A 24,282-nucleotide genomic window follows, 5' to 3' on the forward strand; every position below is an offset into this window, starting at 1 on the left:
CGCTGTTGCTGCCGCCGTTGCCGCCCCACAAGCCCTGGTTGGACGAATTGGAGGCATAGAAGCCACCGCCGAGGTTAAGACCGGCGTAGAACCCGGTCCAGGTCATGATCGGCGGCGGGGGAATATAGGGCGGAGGCGCCTTGTGGGAGGGTAGGTCGGCGGCGCTCGCGGCGCCGGCAAAAAGCGCCGTCGCCAGAGCCAGTGCCGAGATCGCTGTCTTCATCTCTCTATCCTTCAGTTCGAGCCAACTTAAATTAATAGGTGCGCGTCAGTCCTGTGACTCTTTCGGACGTTCGAGGACGCTGACCCCCAAGCACGGCGGAGTGTGGTCAAAAATCTCGCGGGAAACAACAAACAGAAGGTAAATTCCGGCCCAAAAGACCCAAAAGATTTACAGTGTTGCAGTTGGGTCACATCAGAATTTCGCGCGCCTTCCCATGCGTCTACTGGGCAATACTGTCTCGAATCCGTCGCTTGCGAAACGAAGCCGAGCTTTTGCCTGCTTGTCGCACTTTCTGGACAGTTTGTCCGGGCTCCACCGTTCCCGTGCTCCGCCATGTGACGTTGAACCGCGGCTGAAAAAAGGCCACTCCCTCCAACTGAGCTATAAGGCTCGCGTCATTGAACGGGAGGAGAAGAGAAAATGTTCGATCTTAACGGCAAGACTGCGCTGGTCACGGGCGCGAGCGGCGGGATCGGCGCGGCGATCGCGCGCGCGCTTCACTCTGCCGGCGCGACCGTGGCGCTTTCCGGCACAAGGAAAGACGCGCTCGAGGCGCTTGCCGGCGAATTGAACGGCCGCACGCACATTCTCCCCTGTAATCTTTCGCAAAAGGACGAGACCGAGAAGCTCGTGCCGGGCGCGGAGGCGGCGATGGGCGGACTGGACATTCTCGTCAACAACGCCGGCATCACTCGCGACATGTTGTTCATGCGCCTTAAGGACGAGGACTGGGACGCCGTCATCAACGTCAATCTCACCTCGGCCTTCCGCCTATCGCGCGCGGCGCTGCGGGGGATGATGAAGAAGCGTTTCGGCCGGATCATCCAGATCACTTCGATCGTCGGCGTGACCGGCAATCCCGGGCAGGGCAATTACGCCGCCGCCAAGGCCGGGATGATCGGCATGTCGAAGTCGCTCGCGGCGGAAGTCGCTTCGCGCGGCGTGACGGTCAATTGCGTCGCGCCGGGCTTCATCGAAAGCCCGATGACCGACGCGCTGACCGACGCGCAGAAGGAGTCGATCCTGCGCATGGTCCCGACGGGCAGGCTTGGAACCGGCGCCGACGTCGCCGCCGCCTGCGTCTATCTCGCCAGCGTCGAGGCGGCCTATGTCACCGGGCAGACCCTGCACGTCAACGGCGGCATGGCGATGATCTGACTTTTTTGCTCCGGCGTTCCGATTGTTTACGCGCAGGACGGCCGGCATGGATTAGGCGGCGAATGTCCGAAACGGGGATTTCCAGACCCACCCGCGGAACGCTCGTTTTTTGCGGTCAATGACGCCTGGTCTTTCAGGGCGTCGAAATCGCAGACGATCAAGGCGCGCTTGGCGATAAGCCGCGGCTTCTCAGTGCGTTTCGGGATTGGAGCCGGGGCACGGCTTCGGGCGGATGCATGGCGCTGTGGCTGGACTTGCAGTTCAGCTAAACGCCGCGACAAGAGGCGCCGATTTGGGCCGCGCCGCGCCTCTCGCCATGTTCGGGGAAGTATGCTACCAGACCTCGCCGCTGAGGGGCGGCGTCGCCGCGATTTCAACCCGGGAAGCAAGCCGCCAAGCGTCTTGCGCACATCGGGGCGGTCGGCGCGCGATTGCAAGTTAAAGGGATGAGTGGCGAACATAGAGCGCGTCAGCCGGCCTGCTCAAAATCGCCATATGGCGCAAGTTAAGCGCCAAACGCAGACAGGGATCAAAGAAGATGAGCGATGTCGCCGAGCGCGTGAAAAAGATTGTTGTCGAGCATCTCGGCGTTGAAGCCGACAAGGTCGTCGACAAGGCCAATTTCATTGACGATCTGGGAGCCGATTCGCTCGATACCGTCGAACTCGTCATGGCTTTCGAGGAAGAATTCGGCGTTGAGATTCCAGACGACGCCGCCGAGACGATTCTCACTGTGGGCGATGCGGTGAAGTTCCTGGAAAAGGCGAAAGCCGCCTGACGAACTGAACAAATCCAAGCGCACGGCGGCTCCTCTCCCGAGGCCTCGCCGCCGCTGGCGTTTTCGACAACAGCAAAAGTTCGAGAGTAGAGCCATGCGCAGGGTGGTCGTCACCGGTCTTGGCGTCGTATCTCCTTTGGGTTGCGGCGTGGAGACGAACTGGCGCCGTCTCGCCGCCGGAGAATGCGGCTTCAAGCGTATCGACACGTTCGAGGTCTCCGACCTCGCCTGTCAGATCGCGGCGGTCGTGCCCAGGGGCGACGTCAAGGACGGCGCGTTCAATCCCGATGATTGGTTCGACCCCAAAGAGCAGCGCAAGGTCGATGATTTCATCATCTATGGCGCGAGCGCGGCGACGCAAGCATTAAGCGACGCCGGCTGGGTGGCCGACACGCCAGAGAAGCAGGAATCCACCGGCGTGCTGATCGGCTCCGGCATCGGCGGCCTCGGCGGCATTTACGAAACCTCGGTCACCTTGAGGGAGAAGGGACCGCGCCGCGTCTCTCCCTTCTTCGTCTCGGGCAGAATCATCAATCTCGCCGCCGGCTATGTGTCGATCATGCATAGCCTGAAGGGCCCCAATCACGCGGTAGTGACGGCCTGCGCCACCGGCACGCACGCCATCGGCGACGCGTCCCGCATCATCGCAATGGGCGACGCCGACGTAATGGTCGCGGGCGGGGCCGAATCGCCCGTCAATCGCATTGGCGTCGCGGGCTTTGCCGCGTGTCGCGCGCTTTCGACCGGGTTCAACGATCGTCCCGAAGCCGCCTCGCGGCCCTATGACAAGGATCGCGACGGCTTCGTGCTCGGCGAAGGCGCCGGCTGCGTCGTGCTTGAGGAATATGAGCACGCCAAGGCGCGTGGCGCGAAGATTTACGCCGAGATTATCGGCTATGGCATGTCGGGCGACGCCTATCACATCACCGCGCCGACGCCAGACGGCGACGGCGCCTATCGTTGTATGAAGGCGGCGCTGAAGCGCGCCGGCGTCTCCGTAACCGACATCGATTACGTGAATGCGCATGGCACGTCGACGCCGCTCGGCGATGAGATTGAGCTCAAGGCCGTCGAACGATTGCTGGGCAACGTCGAACCCAAGCTCGTCATGTCATCGACGAAGTCGGCGATCGGCCATCTGCTCGGCGCCGCCGGCGCCGTCGAAGCGATCTATTCGATCCTGGCGATGCAGGAGAATGTCGCGCCGCCGACGCGCAACCTCGACAATCCTTCCGTCGAAACCGCGATCGACCTTGTGCCGCACAAGGCGCGCGAAAAGGAAATCAATATCGCGCTGTCGAATTCCTTCGGCTTTGGCGGCACGAATGCTTCGCTGCTGTTTCGCCGCGCCTCTTGAGCGCTCAAAACCGTCTTCTCATTCGAGAATGCGCGACGCATGCGGGGCGCTGATTGGAGCCGCGCGTTCCTGAATTCGCCACAATGAGGCATAGTGTAAGGCCTCGGCGATCTGGCCGCGCGAGATCTTCAGCGTTTCGATGGGCGTACTGCAATGAGCGAAGCGGATGAAAAAGTCGCGCCCGAAAAGCAGACCGACGCTGGCGCGTCGCAGCCGGCCGAGCCAGCTGCGGCCACAGGGCCGGAAACCGCCGCGCCGGTTCCCGAGTCGGTCGCCCTAGACTCCCCATCGAGCCCGTTCCTGACTGACTCTGCCGCTTCGCGCGCTCCGGCGCCCGCCGAGGAGCCGGCGAAGCCCGCTCAGGCGCCGCTCATCGAGTCAGTCGCGGTCGCAAGTGCTCATCCGGCCGCTCCGCCAGTTTCCGCCACGGTCGCGCCTCTCTCCGAGCCGCCGGAAGCTCCGGTCGCGCCCGCCGATGAGCCGGCGAAGCCCGTTCCGGCGCCGTTCGTCGAATCTGTCGCGGTCGCGACTGCTCAGCCGATCGCGCCGCGCAGTTCCGCCGCGGTCGACGCGCCGAAAGCTCCGGTCGCGCCCGCCGATGAGCCAGCGAAGCCCGTTGCGGCGCCGTTCGTCGAATCTGTCGCCGTCGCGACTGCGCCAAGACCTCAGAGTCCGCCGTCAATTGCGACGGTCAAAGACCCGTCTGTTGCGTCGTCTTCGCAGAACGCGTCGTCTCTGGCGAAGGCGGCGCGATCGGACGCGCCCGAAGATGGCGCGGTTGGCGACAAAATCGTGCAGCGCTCGCGGGCGGCGCCGCCGATCTCTTCATCAACAGCGCCGCGGGCTGTGATCCCGCCGCCACAGCCTGCATCGGAAAGGACCGAGGCGCCTTCGGTCGGGGCTCCCGAGCCGCGTTCCGCGGCAAAGCCCGACGAAGCCGGGGCGGCCGCCGGGATCTATCGGCGACGCGCTACGTTGCAAGGCGCCAGGCAGGTCTTGCAGCCGCAGGCGGCGCCCGCTCCGCCGCCAAAAAAGCGCAAGAAGCGTCGCGAGGGCACGCTTTCGATGGCGAGCGGCTTCCTGAGTTTCATGCTTGTCACATTGGTCGCCGGCGTCTTCGGCCTCATCGCCGCCATGCACAAGTTGAAAGAGCCGGGCCCTCTAGCCGCCGACAAGGTCGTTTACATTCCGCCACGCAGCGACCTGCTTGAGATCATTTCCCATCTCGAACGCGAAGGCGTCATCGCCAATCCGGCGCTCATGCAGCTTGGCCTGCTTCTCGAAGGCAAGCTCGGCAAGCTGAAGCCCGGCGAATATGGATTCAAGAAAAACGCCAGCCTGAACGAAGTGATTGATCAGATCGCTTCCGGCCGCCAGATCCTGCACAGCGTCACGATTCCCGAAGGCCTCACCTCGGAACAGATCGTGCAGAAGCTGAAAGAGGCCGACCTGCTGGCGGGCGACGTCGCCGAGCTTCCGAAGGAAGGCGTTCTGCTTCCCGAAACCTATAAATACCCACGCGGCTATCCGCGGGCGCGCCTTGTCGCCAAGATGCAGGAAGATCAGCGCAAGACGCTTGAAGCGATCTGGGCGAAACGCGCGCCGGACCTGCCGTTGCGCACGCCATATGAATTGGTGACGCTGGCGTCGATCGTTGAAAAAGAAACCGGCAAGGTGGAGGAGCGGCCCCGCGTCGCCGCCGTTTTCGTCAATCGGCTGCGCAAAGGCATGCGCCTTCAGTCTGATCCCACGATCATCTACGGGCTGGTCGGCGGCAAGGCGACGCTTGGTCGGCCGATTCTGCGCGCCGAGATCGAAAAATGGACGCCTTACAATACATACGCCATCGACGGTTTGCCGCCGGGACCGATCGCCAACCCCGGCCGGGCCGCTCTTGAAGCGGCGGCGCATCCGGCGTCGACGCGCGATCTTTATTTTGTCGCTGACGGCACGGGCGGCCACGTCTTCTCCGAATCCCTCGACCAGCATTCGCGCAACGTCCAGAACTGGCGTCGCCTGGAGAAGGAAAAGAACGAAGACACGCCCGATCACGGCGCGCCCGGAATCCCCGCGCCGGCTGCGCCCAAGCCAGATAAACGCACCGAGGCGCCCATCGGCCGCCTCGTCACGCTTGCCGAGCGTCACGAAGACTACCCGCCGGGCGCGGCCATGGCCGCTGACGACGGCCCGACCCATCGCCTCGGTAAATTCGCATACGCCGAAGCCGATTTCTTCCTCGGCGGCCATGGCGACCGCACCCAGGTTTGTGCGGCGGAATTCGCCCGTCTCAGGCCGGCGCGGCCATTCTTTACCGAAGACTCCGCGCAGCCGCCCGCCAAGGCCTTGTTCGACGCGTCGCTGTTCGCGCGGCGCCCGCCGCCACCCGCCGCCGAGGACGGGGAGGAGCGGCTCAATCCGGACATGACGACGGTTGCGCGCCGAAGTTCTGACGCCCAACCTGATGACGGTTCCGAAGCCGCCGCCTATCCTCTGTCACCCGCGCAGCGCGCCGAGCAGAAAACGCACGCCGCTCGGCTGGGTCTTGCGGCGGGCTCCGACGAACTGCCCGAAGCGCATACCCAAAGAGCCGCGCAGGACGCGCCGCCGCCTGAAGCCACGGCATTAGCGCCGACTGGCGGTCGGCCCTTTCGTCCGCGCGCTTTCGACGCGTCAGAAGGCACTTCGCTCGACCCGCTGCGCGACAAGAGCTGGGATCTCACCTCAGCAAAGACGGTCCCTTCGACCGCCGAATTGCGGTAAGGAGGTCGCGGCGTTAGTGAGGCGCGGCGTGGGGAAGCCGCACGCCAATCAGCCTTCCCGGAGCCGTCGTCGCAAATGAGCCTGCACAGCATGACGGGATTCGCCCGCGTCCAGGGCGCCGTCGCCTCCTTCCGTTATGCCTGGGAACTCAAGAGCGTCAATGCGAAGGGGCTCGATCTGCGTCTGCGCGCGCCGCCCGATTTCGACTCGGTGGAAATCAAGGCGCGAGAAAAAATCGCCGCGCGGCTCGCGCGTGGCGCTGTCATCGCCAATCTCGCCGCGCGGCGCGAAGACGAAAGTCAGATCGCCCGACTCAACCGTCCCGCCCTCGACGCGCTTCTCGCCGCGCTCTCGGAGCGCCCGCCGCCCGCCAATGTCGGACCCGCGACGCTCGATGGTCTGCTCGGGCTGCGCGGCGTCGTCGAGATCGTGGAGCCGGAACTCTCGGACGCCGAACGCGCCGAGCTTGAGGCGCGCATTCTCGGTTCGCTCGACCAAGCCCTTGACGCGCTGATCGCCTCGCGCAGGGCGGAGGGCGAAGCTCTGGCGGGGATCCTTCGCCGCCGGCTCGATCGCATATCGGCGCTTGCGGCGCAGGCCGACGCCGCGCCGGCGCGCCAGCCTGAAGCGATTCGCGCGCGGCTGAAACAGCAGGTCGCGCGACTCCTGGAAAATGCCGAAGCCTTTGATCCGGCGCGGCTGCATCAGGAGGCGACGCTGCTAGCGGTGCGCGCCGATATTCGCGAAGAGCTTGACCGCTTGAAAGCGCATGTCGAGAGCGCTTCCAAGCTTCTTGTCTCAGGCGGGCCGGTCGGCCGTCGTCTGGATTTTCTGGCGCAGGAGCTTGGCAGAGAGACCAACACGCTCTGCGCCAAATCGAACGACGCCGGACTGACAGCGATTGGCCTCGAACTCAAGATCGAGGTCGAGCAACTGCGCGAGCAGGTTCAAAATATCGAGTGAGAGCGAATGGTGAGATCGTGAGTAGACAGCGGGACCGCTACTCACTACTCACTACTCACCACTCACGACGCGCTCTCAAAATCATGCCTCCGATCCAATCCAGCCGCCGCGGCATTGTCCTGATTCTTTCCTCGCCTTCGGGCGCAGGCAAGACGACGTTGACGCGGATGCTGCTGCAGGATCGTGACCTCGATCTGACGCTGTCGATTTCAGTGACGACGCGAGTCCGGCGCTCAAGCGAAGTCGACGGCATCCACTACAGCTTCATCCCCGAGCGCCGATTCGCCGCCATGCGAGACGCCGGCGAACTCCTGGAGTGGGCCGAGGTTCACGGCAATTTTTACGGCACGCCGCGCGCGCCGGTCGAAGACATCCTTGCGCAAGGCCGCGACTGCCTCTTCGACATCGATTATCAGGGCACGCGTCAGGTGCGCGAGAAGATGGGCGCTGACGCCGTCACCGTTTTCATCCTGCCGCCGTCCATGGATGAACTGCGCGCCCGACTTGAACGGCGCGCGGAGGATTCGCGCGAGGCGATGGCGCGACGGCTGGAGAATGCGCGAAAAGAGATCGCGCGCTGGAAGGATTACGACTATGTGATCGTCAACGACGATCTGCAGCGCGCCTTCGACGATCTGATCGCGATTCTGCGCGCCGAGCGGCAGAGGCGGCCAAGGCGCGACAAGGAAATCGAGCAATTCGTCGCCAAGCTTTTGAGCGAATAGCTCATCGCGCGCCGCGCGCTATCTCGTCACCATGGCGCCTATTGCTCTCAAGCGCGTTTGCGAGCAAGCCGAAGCGGAAGACGGAACGCGCGTGCTCATCGATCGGCTCTGGCCACGCGGCTTGCGCAAGGACAAGGCGGACCTTGATGTCTGGGCGAAGGACGTTGCGCCAAGCGACGCGCTGCGGCGCTGGTTCGACCATAGACCTGAGCGCTGGGAAGAATTCCAGAAGCGTTATCGCGCCGAGCTCAGCGCACCCGAGGCGCAGCCGCAGGTCGAGGCGCTTCGCGCAATGACGCGTAAGGGCCACGTTACGTTGCTCTATGCGGCGCGCGACGAGTCGATGAACAACGCCGTCGTGCTTCGAGACTATCTGCGCAAGCGTCACTGAGCCGAAAGCGTGTTGGCCAGAGCGACGAAGCCGGCCACGTCGACTTCTTCCGCGCGTTTGGTTTCTTCTATGCCGGCCGCCGCAAGCAGCCCCGCCGCATTGACGCCAAGCGACTTCAAACTTTGCCGCAACATTTTGCGCCGCTGTCCGAAGGCCGCTTGCGCGACGCGCGATAAAGCGCGAGCGTCGCAGGGGAGCGGCTTGGGATTTGGCGTAAGCTCAACGACGGAAGAGGTCACTTTCGGCGGCGGAGTGAAAGCGGCAGGCGAGACATCGAAGAGAATGCGCGCTTTCGTGCGCCAGCCGCAGAGCACAGCGAGCCGTCCATAATCGGCGCGCTCTGTCGGCGTTGCGACGATGCGCAGCGCGACCTCCTTTTGAAACATCAGCACATAGCGATCGAAGACCGAAGGCCAGGGCTCCGCCTCGATCCATTTCGCGAGCAGCGCTGTCGCGACATTGTAAGGAAGATTGGCGCAGATGCGGGCGGAGCCACGCGCATGTTTTTGAATAAGAGCGGCGACATCCATCTCCACCGCGTCGCCTTCGACGATCGTCAACCGGCCGGGATAATGCGCGGCGACTTCCTCGAGCGCCGCCAGACAGCGCGAATCGCGTTCGATCGCGATGACGCGCGCTCCTTGCGCGAGCAGCGCGCGCGTCAAGCCACCGGGGCCGGGTCCAATTTCGACGACGATCGTGTCGTCGAAGGGTCCTGCGGTGCGGGCAATGCGCGCAGTGAGATTGAGGTCGAACAGAAAATTCTGGCCGAGCGATTTTTTCGCGTCGAGTCCATAGCGCGCGACGACGTCGCGCAGAGGCGGCAGAGCGTCGACCACTTAACTGATGCGTCCTGCAAGTTTGATCGCTTCGATTAGGCTCGTCGGATCGGCGATTCCTTTGCCGGCGATGTCGAAGGCCGTTCCATGATCGGGCGACGTGCGCACGAAGGGAAGCCCCAGCGTGACATTGACTCCACGCTCGAACGCAAGCGTCTTGATCGGAATCAGCGCCTGATCATGGGTCGGACATAACGCCACGTCATATTTCGCGCGCGCCGCGGCGTGAAACATCGTGTCGGCGGGATGCGGCCCGGTGGCGTCGATTCCGCGCGCGCGCAGTTCGGCGATCGCAGGCGCGATGATCTCGATCTCCTCGGCGCCGAGAGCGCCGTCTTCGCCGGCGTGCGGGTTGAGTCCCGCGAAGGCGAGGCGGGGATTTGCAATGCGAAAGCGCGTCTCAAAGTCACGCGCGACAATCTCGCCAGTCGCGACGATTAGTTCGCGCGTCAGGCGTTTGGGCGCGTCACTGAGCGGGATATGAATCGTTATCGGAACGACTGCGAGTTCCTCCGACCACAGCATCATCACCGCGCGATCGTCGCCGCCATAATGGCGATGCGCGAGTTCGGCCAGAAATTCTGTGTGCCCGGGATGTTTGAAGCCGGCCTTGTAGAGAATCGATTTCGCGATCGGATTGGTGACGACGGCGCGCGCTTCGCCTCTGGCGACGCATGCCACCGCCCGCTCGATGGAATTCAGCGTTGATTGGGCGTCGGCGGGATCGGGACTGCCGGGGACGCCGGCGACATGGGTCCCAATATCGACGACGGGCAGCGCCCGCGAGAACAGGGCGCAGGCATGGGCCGCCGTCGTGCTTTCGATCTCTATTTCAAGCGCCAGAGTGGCCGCGACGCGAGCGATGAACGCAGGCTCGCTAAGCACGAAGAAGGGCGGCAAATTGCGCGAATGACGCTCGACGTAGGCCCTGAGCGCAAGCTCCGGCCCGATGCCTGAGGGGTCGCCCTGCGTGACGGCGATGGGAGCGAGACTCACGACTCTGGGCTGGCCTCGTGGAAGGCGCGGGCTCCGGACAAGGAATGTTGCAGGCGCAGGTTGGCCATGAGCGACAGTGCCGCAGGCGCGGCATGAAATCAAACCGCATTGTATAGTTTTTATCTATGGGTTCGCCGGATGCGTTAACGCTCGACGCGGTCGAGAGGATCCTGCGACCGCTCCGCTATACTGCGCTGCAGAGAAAATTTATTTTTCGTAACCCGCCGTGCGACGTCGCTCCTGGCGCCACGCGCGACAAAAAGAGAAGCTCCGGTGGTCCGTTGCCGGCCCGTCCGGAGCTTTTTCTTGACAGTGGCGGCTACTGTGCGCCTTCGAGAATGATCCTGCCGCTCGGATCGTGCGGGCCCTCGTTGGTGAACTGACGCGGGTAGTGACGCATGACGTCGCGCGGCGTCGCGCTCAACGCTTCATCGCGCCCGTGTTCGCGCACCGAGCGGTCCCAAACCTCGTGAAAATTATAGTGCCGCTCATATGCGAAGGCTGATCCAGCCGAAAGCGCGACCCCAACTGCCGCAGCGGCAAAGACGAGTTTGAAGGACATCGTTTTCTCCATCCCAAATATGCGCTCACGGGCGGGATGCTCGTGGCGTCCCTATGAAGAAAAGAGTCCGTCATTTCTCTGTCATAAAAAAGTGTAAGATATTTCTCCCCTCCGCGAGATGTGTGCAGCGCAATAATCTCGAAAAAAAGTAGATTCATCCAAAAAACAAATGCGCGCCGCTCCAGGAGCGAAGCGCATCAAAACGTGGAAGGCCGGCGTTAAGTCTAGGCTTTGCCCGACGCGGCGTGAGGCACGCCTTCCTTGTCGAACAACGCGACAAGCTCGCCGCTCTGAAACATTTCCTTGGCGATATCGCAGCCGCCGATGAATTCGTTCTTCACGTAAAGCTGCGGAATCGTCGGCCAGTTCGAATAGGTTTTGATGCCTTCGCGGATCGCGCCGTCTGCGAGCACGTTGATGGCCTTGTAAGGCACGCCGAGATGGTTAAGGATCTGGACCACCTGCATGGAGAAGCCGCACTGCGGCGCCTGCGGCGTGCCCTTCATGAAGAGCACGACGTCATTTGATTCGATTTCGCTTTTGATGCGGGCGTTGGCGTCGTCTAACATTTTCGATTGCCTTTGTTGCGGCGTTCAAGGCGCCGGTGGAGGATTTACGGCGTCCGCGTCGTCAGCTGCAACGCATGCAACTCGCCGCCCAGGCGGTCGCCGAAAGCGGCGTTAACCATCTGATGCTGCTTGACGCGGGTAAGGCCACGAAAGCGCTCCGAAACGACCGTCGCCGCCCAATGATCGTCATCATTGACCAGCGCGGTCAGCTCCACCTGCGCGTCGGGGATGGCGATCTTGATGAGACGCTCGATTTCGGCGGCGGGCATGGGCATTTTATGGCGCCTGTGTTGAGAAAGCGGTCGAAAGCGCAGTGTCGTCGCCGGCCATGAAGGCCGGCAGCGGGGTTTCGTGCGCCTCTTGCAGTTCGTTCAGCAATATCGGCGTTTCCCCGGGAAGGATCAAGGCGTCGCCGCCGACGCGTCCGAGAACCCGCATGGGCACGCGCGCGTCCATGGCCAAGGCGATGGCCGGCAATGGATCATTCGTCGTCACCAGGTAGCGCGCCTGATCTTCGCCGAACAGCGCTGCGTGTCGGGGGCCCTCGGGGAGTTCCGTGATTTCGGCCCCCCTTCCGCCGGCAAGCGCCATTTCGGCGAGCGCGACGGCGAGGCCGCCGTCGGAAAGATCGTGCGCCGCGCTGGCCTGGCCGGAATGAATGAGTTGGCGAATGAAGTCGCCGTTCCTGCGCTCGGCGGCGAGATCGACCGGCGGCGGCGCGCCGTCAGCCCGGCCGCACAAATCATGCGCATAGGCCGATTGGCCAAGCCAGCCCGAGGTCTCGCCGATCAGCAGTATCGCGTCGCCCTCGCGCGCGAAACCGGTCTGCGCCGCCTTGGCGACGTCGGCGATGACGCCGACGCCGCCAATCGCCGGGGTCGGCAGAATGCCGGCCCCCTGCGTCTCGTTGTAGAGCGACACATTGCCGGAAACGATCGGGAAATCGAGGGCGCGCGCCGCTTCGCCGATCCCCTGCAGGCAGCCGACGAACTGGCCCATATATTCCGGGCGCTCGGGGTTGCCGAAATTGAGATTGTCGGTGAGCGCCAGCGGCGTCGCGCCGCGGACCGTGATGTTGCGCCAAGCCTCGGCGACCGCCTGCTTGCCGCCTTCGTAAGGATCGGCGGCGCAATAGCGCGCGGTCACGTCGGTCGTGAGCGCCAGGCCTTTCGGCCCCTCCTTAATCCTGACCACGGCGGCGTCGCCGCCCGGCGGGCGCACGCTGTTGCCGAGAATGAGGTGGTCGTACTGCTCCCAGACCCAGCGCTTGGAGCAGAGATTTGGCGTCGCGAGCAGTCTGAGCAGCGCTTCGCGATTCGCCAGCGGCGTTTTGATCGACGCCGGGTCGAGCGCCGGCCGTTTGGGCGTCGGCGTCCACGGCCGGTCATAGACCGGCGCTTCGTCGCCCAATTCCTTGATCGGAAGGTCGGCCTTCACCTCACCCTTGTGCTTGACCACGAAGCGCAGCGAGTCGGTGGTCTTGCCGACGATCGCGAAATCGAGCCCCCACTTGTGGAAAATCGCCTCGGCCTGCGCTTCGAGTTCGGGCTTCAGAACCATGAGCATGCGCTCCTGGCTCTCGGAGAGCATCATCTCATAGGCGCTCATGCCCGCTTCGCGGCAGGGCACGGCGTCGAGGTCGAGCTCGATGCCGAGATTGCCTTTGGCGCCCATCTCGACCGCTGAGGAGGTTAGGCCGGCGGCGCCCATGTCCTGGATGGCGATGACCGCGCCCGACGCCATCAGCTCCAGACATGCCTCCAGCAGCAGCTTCTCAGAGAAGGGATCGCCGACCTGCACGGTTGGACGTTTTTCCTCGGCGTCCTCCTCGAAGGACGCCGACGCCATCGTCGCCCCGTGAATGCCGTCGCGTCCGGTCTTCGAGCCGAGATAGACGATCGGATTCCCGACGCCGGCGGCGGCTGAGTAGAAGATCGAATCGGTGCGGGCCAGTCCGACCGCCATGGCGTTGACGAGAATGTTGCCGTCATAGGAGGGATCGAACTCGGTCGAACCGCCGACTGTCGGCACGCCGAAACTGTTGCCATAGCCGCCGACGCCGGCGACGACTCCGGCGACCAGCCGGCGCGTCCTGGGATGCGCCGGACGGCCGAAGCGCAGAAGATTCAAGCAGGCGATCGGCCGCGCGCCCATCGTGAACACGTCGCGCAGGATGCCGCCGACCCCCGTCGCCGCGCCCTGATAGGGTTCAATGAACGAGGGGTGATTGTGGCTCTCCATCTTGAAGACGCAGGCGTCGCCGTCGCCAATGTCGATCACGCCGGCGTTCTCGCCCGGACCGCGAATCACCCAGGGCGCCTTGGTCGGCAGCTTGCGCAAATGGATGCGCGACGATTTGTAGGAGCAGTGCTCGTTCCACATGGCCGAGAAAACGCCAAGCTCGGTGAAGCTCGGCGGACGGCCGATGAGTTGCAGGATGCGCTCATACTCATCGGGCTTGAGGCCGTGGGCGGCGGCCAGCTCCGGCGTGACGGCGGGTTCAGTCGCGCTCACTTATCCTCGCATCTGGGTGAAAAATCGCTGCGCGCTCAATACGTGTTTGCCGCGTTGCGGCGGCGCAAGGATTACTGCGCAGCGTCTGACGCGGCAAGCTGCGACTGCCTAAAGAGAAGCCTGGCGCAACCTCCTCTGGCAGCGGCTGCAGCAACGGGGAGCGGGCTATCTCACAAGAATTACAGGGATTGTTGCCCTAGAGCCACAGCCGCCAAGAATGCGCGCGCCACAGCCTAATTTTGCGTCAACCGCAGTTGCATTACCAAAATTTTATAGCAACGTGACAGGGACTTCGGCGCCTTCGTCGTCGACCGTCGAACCGCAGAATTTAATCCGGGGGTTCCGATGAAATATTTTGTTCGCGGCGTGATCGCCGCGCTGATGGTCGGGAGCGCCGGCGCTGCCGCCAGCGCCGCTGATCTACCGCACTACAAGGCGCCGCCGGCGCCGCCGCCGCCAGCGTTCACCTGGACCGGTCTCTATGGCGGCGTTAACATTGGTTACGCCTTCGGAGCCAGCTCTCAGGAAACTGGCGGTCTCTCCTACATCAGCGCGGGCGCCCTCGGAGTGGCGCCGTTAGGTTCTGCCTGGACCACCGGACAGAATCTGCAAGGCGTCGTGGGCGGCGGCCAGCTTGGCTACAACTATCAGTTCAACCCGTGGCTCGTCCTCGGCGCCGAGGCGGACATCCAGGCCGCCGATATTGGGTCCCACGGCAACGCCGCGATCGGAATCGCCGACGCCATAGGCCCCCATCTGCAGTCGGTAAATTCGACGAAGAAGGTCGATTGGTTCGGCACAGTGCGCGGCCGGGTCGGCTTGACGCTGCCTTCCATGCCCAATCTGATGGTTTACGGCACGGGCGGCTTCGCCTATGGCCAGGTCGTCCACAATGTCGGGTTCGCTGACAATTACACCTTTGGGGGCGCAGCGCTCTTTGGCGGAGGCGCGCTCGGCCACGGCTATTACGACGACACCAGAGTCGGCTGGGCGGCTGGCGGCGGCCTCGAATGGTCGCCTTCTATGTTCCCCTCGTGGTCGCTCAAGGCCGAATATCTCTATGTCGATCTCGGCAACACGCGCGCGAATTCGGTACCGCTCAATGGCGGCGCCCCGGCGATCCTCCAGGGGGCCCTCGGCCCTACAATGCCGCAGTTCGCAGCGACGCAGAACTCGCCGACCCGCTTTCATACGGTGCGTGCGGGCGTGAACTGGCACTTCGATCCCTTCGCGGCTATAGCGCCCTCGAGCGCCGGCGGCGCGCTGCCCTCCGTCAAGGGACCCCCGCCGGCTTTCGTGGATAGCTATCAGCCGTTTCAAGTTCGCTTGAAGGTTGCGGGCGTCATTCCGCTGGACGGCCATGGCACGGTGTTCGACTCCGGCGCCGGCTATCCCGGCTTGGGCTCCATTGGTCGGCTTTCGGGCTTGACCGGCGCGAATGGCGTGATCGCCGGCGCGAGCACGAACACCTCGTCGGCGATCATCCCGATGCTTGACGCGGCCTATTACCTCAACAAGAACTGGGCGATTGAAGCGATTTGCTGCGTCGCGCCGCATCACATCCAGGGCACCGGCACGATCGCCAGCGACTTCGCGCGCGCCTGGCTGTTCCCGCCGTCCGTCATGCTTCAATATCACGTTACCAATTTCGGCGCTTTCCAACCCTACCTCGGCGTCGGCGTGAACTTCACGACCTTCTGGAATACCCGCGTCAACAACGACACGTGGGGCATCCCGATGGCGCCTGGCTCGCCGCTTGCCGGTCTGGGCATTCCCGCAGTGCTCAGCACCTTCCAATACGCCACGGTCGCCCCGTCCTGGGGCGTGGTCGGACAGGCTGGCGTTGATTACATGCTCAACGATCATTGGGGCGTGAACGTCGACGTCAAATATATCGGCCTGCACCCGATGGTTCACTCCACAGTGATCTCGTTCGTGCCGGGAGCGCCCGCGCTTGGAGCGATCTTCATCCCGGTCAAGGTGTCGCTGCCGATCAATCCGATCGTCATCTCTGCGGGTCTGACCTATCGCTTCGGCGGCAGCCTCCTGTCTCCGCTGTTCTGATAGCAGGCCATCTCAAAGCGAAACCGGCCCTTAAGGGCCGGTTTCCGACTTCCAACCCCCGGCGTGAGCCGGGGGTTTATTTTTCGTTTTTGGGCATTGCTGAAGAGCGGCGGGCGGAGAAAATCATCGATCGCCAAGGACGCCGAATTCACAGGCGCCTTGGGCTTGCGACGCGGCTACACGTCAAAGACGTGCTGAAACATGCGCGCCGCTTCGTAATGTCTGATCCGAGAGTTTTTGCCCAGCGCGCCAAATTTGGCTCCATTGCCTCATTCTTCGCCAAATGTTGGCTAAGTTGCGTGTTGTGTTCGACTATTCCAGCAGCTAGAGGGTAGCTGACTGCCGCCAAGATCGACGTTAGCCATCACTTCAGAAACAGGCGTCGCCATAGGTGGTCCCACGCAGATGAGGGCAAATGTCTATGTCAGGCATTCCTTTTTCAGTGCAGTGCAGTTCGGTTCGGTCGGCGACTATAGGCTTTGGGCCGGCGACGGATGGCTGCACGACAATGATGACAAGCAGCACACCTGGGCCGGGCATGTCGCGAAACTCCGGTTCAAGATAGATTTCATCAAGCATGACCTGCTTCTCGATATCGACATGATTCCGCACGTGGCGCGCGGCGTCGAACAGGAGCTCTACGTATTCATCAATGGCGCGTTCGTCGCCTTTTGGCCGATCCTGAACGCAGGAGTCCAGTCGGCGCGAATCGAAACGACGTTTCTCCAGCCCGGCGATTGGCTCATGACCTTTCTAATGCCAAAGGCGATTTGTCCGCGCGATTTAGGCGTCAGCCAGGACCAGCGAACGCTCGGCGTCGCGTTTCGATCTCTTTCGCTTTCCCAAGCAAAGTAACGTTGACGGTATGACGAATCCATTTTTTGACGAGGCGTTGCGCGGATGCCGAAGGACCTTGAGCGATTCACGCCAGATCTAAGCGGCCAGATCGCTTATGCGCATCTCCACCGTTATGCGCTATGTCGTAGCTTCGATCTATTGTCGTTCAACAATTATTTGGCGGGTTTTCAAGGAACCGGCTCAAAGTGCGCCATGGAGAAATGTATGGGCGTCCGCATTCATTCGTCTGGTTCGCGAAAAACAAACGGGTCCTTAAAAAAATCTCCCAAATCCCAACGACGCGGATGGCGTTCGGATGGATGGGATCAGCGGGCCTGCTCTCGTAATGGTTTTGGGCATGCATCGAAGCGGGACAAGCGCTGTCGCAGGCGTGTTGTCGAAACTCGGCTGCCAGCTTCCTAAGCACGTATTGTCCGCCAACTCTGGTAATGAACGTGGGTATTTCGAATCCGCCGCATTGATGCAGTTTCACGATGAATTGTTGGATTCCGCCGGCTCTAATTGGCATGACTGGCGCAGATTCAATCCGGACTGGTATTCCACGCCCGTATGTGAAGCGTTCAAACGGCGCGCCAAGAATATTTTCATATCGGAATATCCAGATGCGTCTTTAGCGGTTGTGAAGGATCCGCGAGCATGCCGATTCGTGCCGTTCTGGACGAGCGTTTTGGGCGAAATGGGCGTAGTTCCTCATGTGGTGATTCCAGTTCGTTCTCCTTTGGAAGTAGCGTATTCGCTTAAGAAGCGCGATGGCATGTCTGTTGCGAAAGGGCTGCTCTTATGGCTGCGGCACGTTCTAGACGCCGAGTTCATGACTCGAGACATGCCAAGAGCCATCTTCGGCTGGGATCATTTCCTTATGGATTGGAGAGCGGCTGTTGACCGAATCTCCAGCGAAGTCGGTATTACATGGCCACGTCGATCCGATCGCTCGTCTTTGGACATCGATGAATTTTTGGATGCCGCACTCGTTCACATCAGGGTGGGACAAAAAGAACTCACGACACATCCGGCCATACATGAATGGACGGTTGCGGCATACGACGCATTGCTCGAATTGAGCCTTAGCCCAATGTCGAATAGCGCTCGCGCCAAACTAGACGTGATTCGGGGCCAGTTTGAGCAGGCCAGCCTAATGTTCGGCTCAGCTCTTATCGATTACGAAGTTCGCCTGGACGAGATGCGCGGCGAGATAAATTGCCGTCGAGACGAATCTGAGCATTTGCGCGCCCGATGCGAGCACCTTTCTAGCGACTTGGCGAAAGCGCAGACCGAAGCGTTGCAATTTTCGAGTCAGGTTGCGAGGGCCGCTGACGAAAGACAGAGCTTAGCTGCAGAATTGGAGCGCCAACGCGCCGAACTCCAGCAGCGGACAGCCGATTTGGCGAACCAGAGCGAGCAGCTGAATGACGTAAATGGGAAGCTATCGCAAAGCGTAAATGAGAATTCCGCCCTTCTGGCGAGAGCGACCGCGCAAGCTGCTCATCTCGCCGCGAGCGCCAAGGAGCGCTCACGTCTTGCCGAAGAATTGCAGCGCCTGGAACGGGCGCTCTCGGAGGCGACGGCTGCTCAGTCCGACCTGCTCGCGCGCGCTGAAAAGTCGGAAAGGCAAGTCGCCCAAACTGCGCGCGAAAAAAATGAGTTTGCCGACAAATTGGCGTCTTACAAGGCCAAGTTCGCCGCGAGCGCTAAGGAATGCTCGCGCTTTGCCAAAAAATTGCAGCGCGCCGAACTGGCGCTTTCAGAAGCGGCGACGGTTCGGTCGGACCTAGTCGCGCGCACCGCCGAATTGGCGCAGGCGCGCGTTGAAGCCAGCGTCGCCGACGCTGAGATCGAGCGATCTGCGAAGGAACTCGCTCAATACGCCGCCGCAGCGACGGCGCAGGCCGCGGACATGCAGCGCTTCGAGCAGCAGATGCGGGTCATCGGCATAAAGCGAGCGGCGGAGCAGCAGATCACGCAGACCGCGCATGAAGCCCGCCTGCGTCTTGCGTCATCGCCGCTGGGGCTCGTTCCGTATCAGCGGCGCTTGCGGCTGGCGATTGCGCCGCCGCCGATGCGCCGGCGCTTAGCCGGTCGGAACGTCACGAAATCGAAAAATCAGGTTTGTTCGATCCCGACTGGTATCTCGAAACCAATCCGGATGTTGCGCAAAGCGGAATGGATCCATTTGCGCATTATCTGCGAAACGGATTCAAGGAGCATCGCGATCCGCATCCTTATTTTTGCAGCGCTTGGTACAGTGCGTTGTATGTCGCGGACATCGGCGCAACGGCTCCTCTCGTGCATTATTTGCGCAACGGCAAGAGCCGCCGGCGTTCGCCGCACCCCCTTTTTGACGAAAGTTTCTACACTCAGCACAATAAGGACGTTGCGGCAAAAAACCTCGATCCGCTTGAACATTACATCAATTTTGGAGAGCGCGAGATGCGCGACCCTCATCCGTTGATCTGGGTTGATCGCCTGAGGCGCCAGACCGGATTTGAGGAAAAAGATCGTCCGGTGCGGGCCTATATCACTCAGCGCGAGCTTTTTCTTGCAAGCCCCCATCCGCTTTTCGACGCGGACCTGTATCTGAACGAAAATAACGATGTCCGCCGGCAGGGCGTTTGCCCGCTGCTGCACTATTGTGCGATCGGCTGGCGCGAGGGACGGCGACCGCATCGCGCCTTTGCGGGCGACTGGTATCTGGCGAACAATCCCGATGTCGCCAGCGCGCTCCTCAACCCGCTGCTGCATTTCGTGCGTTCCGGCAGCTTCGAAAAGCGTTCGCCGCATCCGCTGTTCGACGTCGACTATTATCTGCGCGTCAATCGAGATGCGCGGACCGCCCCATATGACGCGCTGAGTCATTATGTTCTCGTCGGCGCGCAGGATCAGCGCGAAACCAGTCAAAGGATCAGCCTGGCGGATATGCGGAGCATCGTGCCGGACATTTACTGGGCGCGTTTCGACCCTTTGTCCGCTTTCATGGACTTCGGCGAAACGCATCTTGCGCTGCCGCCTCATCGGTCGCTCGGAAAGCTGGAAGCATCGCCGCCGGCATCGACGTCCGCCTGGCCCCCGAAGCCTGGCGTTGCATACTGGCTGCCGCAGCGGCTGCGCGACTATATCATCGACGTCTACGGCGAAGAGAAGATCGACCTTTATCTTTATTTGATGTCTGTGGTTGAGCGCTATGGTGATAGGCCGGACGACTTTGCCGCATCGGCCGACTTCGAACTTCTCAAGAATCGGGCGCAGAAATACCGCTCGTCGCGGCGGGCGCAGCGGTCGAAGATCGACGTTTCGATCATCATTCCTGTCTACAACAATCTCGTCTTCACGCTGACATCCGTCGTGAGCATTTTCGAGAACGCGTCTCATTACAGTTATGAAATTATTGTTGGCGACGATTGCTCGACCGATGCGACGGCTGAAGTGTTTTCAAAGGCCGGCGGCGGCGTCACGCATGTGCGCCACAAGAAGAATCTCGGATTTCTCGGAAACTGTAACGCCGCCGCCAAGGCGGCCAAGGGCGATTATGTCGTGTTCCTAAACAACGACACCCTGACGCTTCCGCATTGGCTCGACGAGTTGATCGACGTTTTCAAGCGCGATCCCAATTGCGGTCTTTCCGGCTCCAAGCTCTTGAACGCCGATGGCACGCTGCAAGAGGCCGGCGGAATTTTCTGGGAGGACGGATCGGCTTGGAATTTTGGCCGCAACAGCGACCCCCGCCTTCCGGAGTTCAATTATCTAAAGGAAATTGACTACATCTCAGGCGCATCGATCGCATTGCCGAGAAAAACCTGGAAGGAGCTCGGTGAGTTCGACTCGATTTACATGCCTGCGTATTGTGAAGACTCGGATCTGGCGTTCCGCGTGCGAGCGGCCGGCATGAAAACGATTTACGCGCCACATTCCGGAGTCATTCATCATGAGGGCAAAAGTCACGGCAAGGACACGAGCAGCGGCATCAAAGCCTATCAGGTCGCGAACCAGGAAAAGCTGCTTTCGCGCTGGCGCTCAACCTTAGCCGCCCATCATTTCCCGAATGCGCAGGATGTCTTTCTGGCGCGCGACCGCTCTCGCGGACGCCCACATATTTTGATCGTCGACCATTACATCCCGCAGTGGGATCGCGACGCCGGCTCGCGGACGATGTACCACTTCATCCGCATGTTTCTCGCATCGGGTTTCCAGGTGACGTTTTGGCCGGACAATCTGAACGAGGACCGCGAATATTGCCGGACGTTGCAAAATGAAGGGGTCGAAGTCATCTACTCGGCCGCCTATGTCGATCGCTTCGACGCCTTTATGTCGGCGAACGGGCAATATTTTCAGTATGCGTTGCTCAGCCGCCCGCACGTCGCAATCAAATATTATCAGGAACTCCGCGAGAATTCGAATTGTCGAATATTGTATTATGGCCACGACATCCATTACAAACGGATGGAACTCGAACTTGAACTGAATCACAATGAGAATCTGCGCCTCGAGATCGAGAACGTCCGCAGGCAGGAAATCGAAAACTGGCGCAAATCTGACGTGGTGCTCTATCCGAGCGCGGACGAGCGCGAAGAGGTTAAACGGGCATTGCCGGGCTGCGTTTCAGCCGACGTGCCGATGCTCGGATATTTGCACGAGGAGCTTTCGACGGCCCGCGAGAATTTCGCGGGCTTCGATTCGCGCAACTTCGATGAATTGCTCTTCGTCGGCGGGTCTCATCCGCCCAATGTCGACGCGCTCGTCTGGTTTGCGACAGAGGTTATGCCGCTCATTCGCGCCAAGCGGCCCAATACGCGACTCAATGTCGTCGGCTCGACGACCAGTTCGGAAATGACGCGGCTCGAGTCGGAATCGATTATCCTGAAGGGTCGATTGAGCGATCAAGGTTTGGCGAAGCTCTATGCGACTGTCGGAGTTGCCGTGATTCCGTTGCGATTTGGCGGCGGGGTCAAGGGCAAGACGATCGAGGCGCTCTTCCACGCCACGCCGTTCGTTGCGACGGCCGTAGGCATGCAGGGGCTGTTCCCGCCAGAGCCGATTGGCTATGTCGCTGTCGAGGCGCAGGCCTTTGCCGATGCAGTTTTGCTCGCCCAAACCGATCGTCAGGCGACCAGAAAGAACGTCGAGCGGGGCCTGCGGTTCATCGAGAATCACTATTCCATCGACGCGCTGAAGCGCGCGTTCGTCCCGTTCGTGCCACAGCTTGAAGCCGCGAACCGATCCGGCGATGATCTTGCCTCTTCGCCGATCGACACAGGGCATCTGGCGTCGGAACGTGGCCGGCGCGAGAATGCTTTGTCGGCAAGGAACGGAGAGCGGCGATGATGCGGTCGGGAACAGCGTCCTTATGTGAGGGAGTTTTTGATTGTAGAAAGGTGGCGCCATGACTGCTGCAAGTGGCATAGAAGTCGATAACTATCTTCCCGCGCTTGCCGGAGTTCGTGATGAATTGCGCGGCGGCCGAAGTGTCTATGAAGGCTATCAGCGAAGCTGGGGACTCGAGTTCGGCGATCTGAAATCACGCGTTCTCGCAGACCCAGACTATCAGGATGCGATGTCGGTGGCGGGGAGCCGCTCGGTGCTGCTGCTCGAGCGCTCGATAAATCTTTTTCTCCTCGTGAAGTTCTTTCTGCCGCGCCTGCCGTTCGGCCACATCGTCGAATACGGCTCTTTTCGCGGCGGCTCCGCGATGTTCATGGCCGCGCTGGCGGAGCGGTTTCTGCCGGGAGCGAACGTCTATGCGCTGGACACTTTCGCTGGCATGCCGGAAACTGACGCAGCCATTGACGCGCATTCGGCCGGAGATTTCGCCGACACCAACATCGCCGAAATCCAGGCTGCGGTCGACAAGGCTGGCCTTAGGAATCTACACCTTGTTAAGGGCTTGTTTCAGGACACTGCGCCCGCCCTTCTGCCCGGGGTGGGCTCAATCGTTCTTGCCCACATCGATTGTGATATCTACAGCGCCGTAAAATATTCATACGACGCATCAAAGCCTTATATGGTCCCGATGGGCTATTACGTGTTTGATGACGCAACCGTGTCGAGCTGTATCGGCGCAACCGAAGCGGTAGAATCTTTCGTCATCGCGCGCGACGGGCTCCTTTCCGAGCAAATCTATCCGCATTTCGTTTTCCGTCATCCGCCGGTCGGCTAAAGGCCTTGGAGATCGCCCGCCAAACACTTTTCAGTGCAGCTCCAGACCATTGTTGATTGGAATTAAGCGCGCGACGCCAATACGAATGTGCACGTGCAAATCATTGGCTAATGCGCCATCCAAATTTTCTAATCTCACGCTGATTTCGGCAGCGCCTGACGCCACCAGGAAGCGTGCAAGACGACTTTCGGATTGGCAAATGAGGTGATGGGACAATTCGCCACCGTCCTGGTCGAGAAAGCGCACGAGATAGGGAGTTCCATCGGAGCGCGCGACGGCATAAAACCGTATGAGCATCAGTGCCGTAGTCGAAGCCTCAGGCAGCGGAATTCTTCCCACGGCGCCCGAATTCAAGACCGAGCGAATTCCGTTTGCTTCCTCATAATAGATCCAGTCGGGCGAAGCGTAAGTCTGCTTGACGACGTCGGCGTCGCCGTCTTCAATTTCAGGAAGTTGCGCGTTTTGGAAGTCCAGTCGGACATCAGGCAATTCAGGCAGATCGATAAACACTCCTTCATCAACGGGCATTTGCCGGAAGAACGGACCTGTCGACTCCGGCTGCGTCGGGGTAGTGTCCTAATTTGATTTCAATGCGCGGCGAATGCTCCTACCCCAAGGAGCAACGCCCCCACGCAGATCATCGTGATTCCGGGATATGCAGTTTGAAATCGCCATCGCGAAAGGCCGAAATCCCCTACATTTGGCGGTCTAAATCGGCCTGAGTTGTTGGCATGAATCGCTTCAAAAACTACCAATCCTGAACCAGTTAAGATCAACAGAGTGCCCATGATGGCCGGTAATTGAGTAATGTTCATTTACGTTCGCCTCTGTGCTCCGCCACGATCGCCGCCTTAACCGCATCCTGTGGCGATCTGATCCCGCCCAAGTGCAGCACTGGAGGATATGGTCCAAGTTAGCCCGACCTCCTCGAGTCGTTGCTCAAACCGCGTGCGCGACTCCGGACGGTTGCTGCGAAATTGATAGAAGCAGAACTTTCGGCCTACAGGTTCATTCTCGATTCGTACAATTCCTCCAGGTCGCACAACTCGCAACATCTCAGACATCATCAGCCACGGCCTGAAGGTGTGATGCACGCATGACGCACAAAAGACGATGTCAAAGAACCCGTCACAAAATGGCAGTCGGTGAAAATCTCCTGCTATGACTGTCGGTGGACGCAGATCCCGCTTTTGAGCCTCTTCGGAGCCAAGCCGGAGCGATTTTGGGGAAATATCATGTGCCCAGCCGAGCGCCTCGCCCCCGACAAGCGAACAAGCTAACGCGACATCGAAATGGGCGTATGCGCCAACCTCGAGAATGCGCAGCGGTCGCCCTCTGGGCGTCAGGTTGTACGTTTCTACGTCTCGGACGATACTA

The 24,282-nt window shown here is 61.1% G+C and carries 21 protein-coding genes and 1 pseudogene; 12 read left to right on the forward strand and 10 right to left on the reverse strand.

What is annotated here, in order from left to right; translation table 11 throughout:
* Positions 1-223 (reverse strand): annotated as a pseudogene (locus tag QZ964_RS09290) (porin family protein); the annotation flags it as partial.
* Positions 224-643: 420 nt separating this feature from the next.
* Here QZ964_RS09290 and fabG point away from each other — a divergent pair.
* The 7 genes from fabG to QZ964_RS09325 all read left to right on the forward strand — a co-directional run bounded on the left by fabG (position 644) and on the right by QZ964_RS09325 (position 8,355).
* Positions 644-1,381, forward strand: a complete 738-nt coding sequence (gene fabG / locus QZ964_RS09295) for a 3-oxoacyl-[acyl-carrier-protein] reductase (protein ID WP_292531171.1) — start codon at positions 644-646, stop codon at positions 1,379-1,381.
* 538 nt (positions 1,382-1,919) lie between these two features.
* Positions 1,920-2,159 (forward strand): acyl carrier protein, encoded by a 240-nt coding sequence (locus QZ964_RS09300; protein WP_014891668.1) that lies wholly within the window; start codon positions 1,920-1,922, stop codon positions 2,157-2,159.
* 94 nt (positions 2,160-2,253) lie between these two features.
* Positions 2,254-3,516, forward strand: a complete 1,263-nt coding sequence (fabF, locus tag QZ964_RS09305) for a beta-ketoacyl-ACP synthase II (RefSeq protein ID WP_292531172.1) — start codon at positions 2,254-2,256, stop codon at positions 3,514-3,516.
* 153 nt (positions 3,517-3,669) lie between these two features.
* Positions 3,670-6,276, forward strand: coding sequence for an endolytic transglycosylase MltG (gene mltG / locus QZ964_RS09310; protein WP_292531173.1), 2,607 nt, complete (start codon positions 3,670-3,672; stop codon positions 6,274-6,276).
* A 75-nt stretch (positions 6,277-6,351) separates the two neighbouring features.
* Entirely contained in the window at positions 6,352-7,239 is an 888-nt protein-coding gene (locus QZ964_RS09315; protein ID WP_292531174.1) for a YicC/YloC family endoribonuclease, read from the forward strand.
* A gap of 83 nt (positions 7,240-7,322) precedes the next feature.
* The gene (gene gmk / locus QZ964_RS09320; protein ID WP_292531175.1) at positions 7,323-7,964 is read left to right on the forward strand and encodes a guanylate kinase; all 642 of its coding nucleotides are present in this window, start codon (positions 7,323-7,325) and stop codon (positions 7,962-7,964) included.
* Between the two features lie 31 nt (positions 7,965-7,995).
* Positions 7,996-8,355: a DUF488 domain-containing protein gene (locus tag QZ964_RS09325; RefSeq protein WP_292531176.1), complete on the forward strand. Its 360-nt coding sequence runs from the start codon at positions 7,996-7,998 to the stop codon at positions 8,353-8,355.
* Here the strand turns inward: QZ964_RS09325 and rsmA are convergent.
* From rsmA to purL, 6 genes are all read right to left on the reverse strand, one after another.
* Positions 8,349-9,194: a 16S rRNA (adenine(1518)-N(6)/adenine(1519)-N(6))-dimethyltransferase RsmA gene (gene rsmA / locus QZ964_RS09330; RefSeq protein ID WP_292531178.1), complete on the reverse strand. Its 846-nt coding sequence runs from the start codon at positions 9,192-9,194 to the stop codon at positions 8,349-8,351. The genes QZ964_RS09325 and rsmA overlap by 7 nt on opposite strands.
* Positions 9,195-10,190, reverse strand: coding sequence for a 4-hydroxythreonine-4-phosphate dehydrogenase PdxA (pdxA, locus tag QZ964_RS09335; protein WP_292531179.1), 996 nt, complete (start codon positions 10,188-10,190; stop codon positions 9,195-9,197).
* A gap of 319 nt (positions 10,191-10,509) precedes the next feature.
* Positions 10,510-10,752 (reverse strand): hypothetical protein, encoded by a 243-nt coding sequence (locus QZ964_RS09340; RefSeq protein WP_292531180.1) that lies wholly within the window; start codon positions 10,750-10,752, stop codon positions 10,510-10,512.
* Positions 10,753-10,976: 224 nt separating this feature from the next.
* Positions 10,977-11,321, reverse strand: a complete 345-nt coding sequence (gene grxD / locus QZ964_RS09345) for a Grx4 family monothiol glutaredoxin (RefSeq protein ID WP_292531181.1) — start codon at positions 11,319-11,321, stop codon at positions 10,977-10,979.
* 44 nt (positions 11,322-11,365) lie between these two features.
* Positions 11,366-11,596 (reverse strand): BolA/IbaG family iron-sulfur metabolism protein, encoded by a 231-nt coding sequence (locus QZ964_RS09350; RefSeq protein WP_292531183.1) that lies wholly within the window; start codon positions 11,594-11,596, stop codon positions 11,366-11,368.
* 1 nt (position 11,597) lies between these two features.
* On the reverse strand, positions 11,598-13,835 hold the full coding sequence (purL, locus tag QZ964_RS09355) for a phosphoribosylformylglycinamidine synthase subunit PurL (RefSeq protein WP_292531184.1): 2,238 nt from the start codon (positions 13,833-13,835) through the stop codon (positions 11,598-11,600).
* A 345-nt stretch (positions 13,836-14,180) separates the two neighbouring features.
* On the opposite strand from purL, the gene QZ964_RS09360 reads away from it, so the two are divergent.
* From QZ964_RS09360 to QZ964_RS09380, 5 genes are all read left to right on the forward strand, one after another.
* The gene (locus QZ964_RS09360; protein WP_292531185.1) at positions 14,181-15,899 is read left to right on the forward strand and encodes an OmpW family outer membrane protein; all 1,719 of its coding nucleotides are present in this window, start codon (positions 14,181-14,183) and stop codon (positions 15,897-15,899) included.
* A 405-nt stretch (positions 15,900-16,304) separates the two neighbouring features.
* Positions 16,305-16,754: a hypothetical protein gene (locus tag QZ964_RS09365; RefSeq protein WP_292531186.1), complete on the forward strand. Its 450-nt coding sequence runs from the start codon at positions 16,305-16,307 to the stop codon at positions 16,752-16,754.
* Between the two features lie 298 nt (positions 16,755-17,052).
* The gene (locus QZ964_RS09370; RefSeq protein WP_292531187.1) at positions 17,053-19,206 is read left to right on the forward strand and encodes a hypothetical protein; all 2,154 of its coding nucleotides are present in this window, start codon (positions 17,053-17,055) and stop codon (positions 19,204-19,206) included.
* Positions 19,185-22,073, forward strand: a complete 2,889-nt coding sequence (locus tag QZ964_RS09375; protein WP_292531188.1) for a glycosyltransferase — start codon at positions 19,185-19,187, stop codon at positions 22,071-22,073. Before QZ964_RS09370 ends, QZ964_RS09375 begins: the two co-directional genes overlap by 22 nt.
* A gap of 58 nt (positions 22,074-22,131) precedes the next feature.
* On the forward strand, positions 22,132-22,905 hold the full coding sequence (locus tag QZ964_RS09380) for a TylF/MycF/NovP-related O-methyltransferase (RefSeq protein ID WP_292531189.1): 774 nt from the start codon (positions 22,132-22,134) through the stop codon (positions 22,903-22,905).
* A gap of 30 nt (positions 22,906-22,935) precedes the next feature.
* Here QZ964_RS09380 and QZ964_RS09385 read toward each other — a convergent pair whose 3' ends face one another.
* The 3 genes from QZ964_RS09385 to QZ964_RS21515 all read right to left on the reverse strand — a co-directional run bounded on the left by QZ964_RS09385 (position 22,936) and on the right by QZ964_RS21515 (position 24,278).
* A complete protein-coding gene (locus tag QZ964_RS09385) occupies positions 22,936-23,415 on the reverse strand; it encodes a hypothetical protein (protein ID WP_292531191.1) in 480 nt (159 codons plus the stop codon).
* 77 nt (positions 23,416-23,492) lie between these two features.
* The gene (locus QZ964_RS09390) at positions 23,493-23,720 is read right to left on the reverse strand and encodes a hypothetical protein (RefSeq protein ID WP_292531192.1); all 228 of its coding nucleotides are present in this window, start codon (positions 23,718-23,720) and stop codon (positions 23,493-23,495) included.
* A gap of 36 nt (positions 23,721-23,756) precedes the next feature.
* Positions 23,757-24,278 (reverse strand): class I SAM-dependent methyltransferase, encoded by a 522-nt coding sequence (locus QZ964_RS21515; RefSeq protein WP_367119256.1) that lies wholly within the window; start codon positions 24,276-24,278, stop codon positions 23,757-23,759.
* Positions 24,279-24,282 lie beyond the last annotated feature (4 nt).

The organism is Methylocystis sp., from assembly GCF_021731785.1.
Lineage (GTDB): Bacteria > Pseudomonadota > Alphaproteobacteria > Rhizobiales > Beijerinckiaceae > Methylocystis.

Coding starts and splice junctions, on each gene's coding strand:
- QZ964_RS09370 (WP_292531187.1), top strand. CDS start 17,053: ATGGATGGGATCAGCGGGCCTGCTCTCGTAATGGTTTTGGGCATGCAT.
- QZ964_RS09325 (WP_292531176.1), top strand. CDS start 7,996: ATGGCGCCTATTGCTCTCAAGCGCGTTTGCGAGCAAGCCGAAGCGGAA.
- mltG (WP_292531173.1), top strand. CDS start 3,670: ATGAGCGAAGCGGATGAAAAAGTCGCGCCCGAAAAGCAGACCGACGCT.
- gmk (WP_292531175.1), top strand. CDS start 7,323: ATGCCTCCGATCCAATCCAGCCGCCGCGGCATTGTCCTGATTCTTTCC.
- QZ964_RS09375 (WP_292531188.1), top strand. CDS start 19,185: ATGCGCGACCCTCATCCGTTGATCTGGGTTGATCGCCTGAGGCGCCAG.
- QZ964_RS09340 (WP_292531180.1), bottom strand. CDS start 10,752: ATGTCCTTCAAACTCGTCTTTGCCGCTGCGGCAGTTGGGGTCGCGCTT.
- grxD (WP_292531181.1), bottom strand. CDS start 11,321: ATGTTAGACGACGCCAACGCCCGCATCAAAAGCGAAATCGAATCAAAT.
- QZ964_RS09350 (WP_292531183.1), bottom strand. CDS start 11,596: ATGCCCATGCCCGCCGCCGAAATCGAGCGTCTCATCAAGATCGCCATC.
- QZ964_RS09315 (WP_292531174.1), top strand. CDS start 6,352: ATGAGCCTGCACAGCATGACGGGATTCGCCCGCGTCCAGGGCGCCGTC.
- QZ964_RS09365 (WP_292531186.1), top strand. CDS start 16,305: ATGAGGGCAAATGTCTATGTCAGGCATTCCTTTTTCAGTGCAGTGCAG.
- fabF (WP_292531172.1), top strand. CDS start 2,254: ATGCGCAGGGTGGTCGTCACCGGTCTTGGCGTCGTATCTCCTTTGGGT.
- QZ964_RS09300 (WP_014891668.1), top strand. CDS start 1,920: ATGAGCGATGTCGCCGAGCGCGTGAAAAAGATTGTTGTCGAGCATCTC.
- QZ964_RS09380 (WP_292531189.1), top strand. CDS start 22,132: ATGACTGCTGCAAGTGGCATAGAAGTCGATAACTATCTTCCCGCGCTT.
- QZ964_RS09360 (WP_292531185.1), top strand. CDS start 14,181: ATGAAATATTTTGTTCGCGGCGTGATCGCCGCGCTGATGGTCGGGAGC.
- QZ964_RS09390 (WP_292531192.1), bottom strand. CDS start 23,720: ATGAACATTACTCAATTACCGGCCATCATGGGCACTCTGTTGATCTTA.
- fabG (WP_292531171.1), top strand. CDS start 644: ATGTTCGATCTTAACGGCAAGACTGCGCTGGTCACGGGCGCGAGCGGC.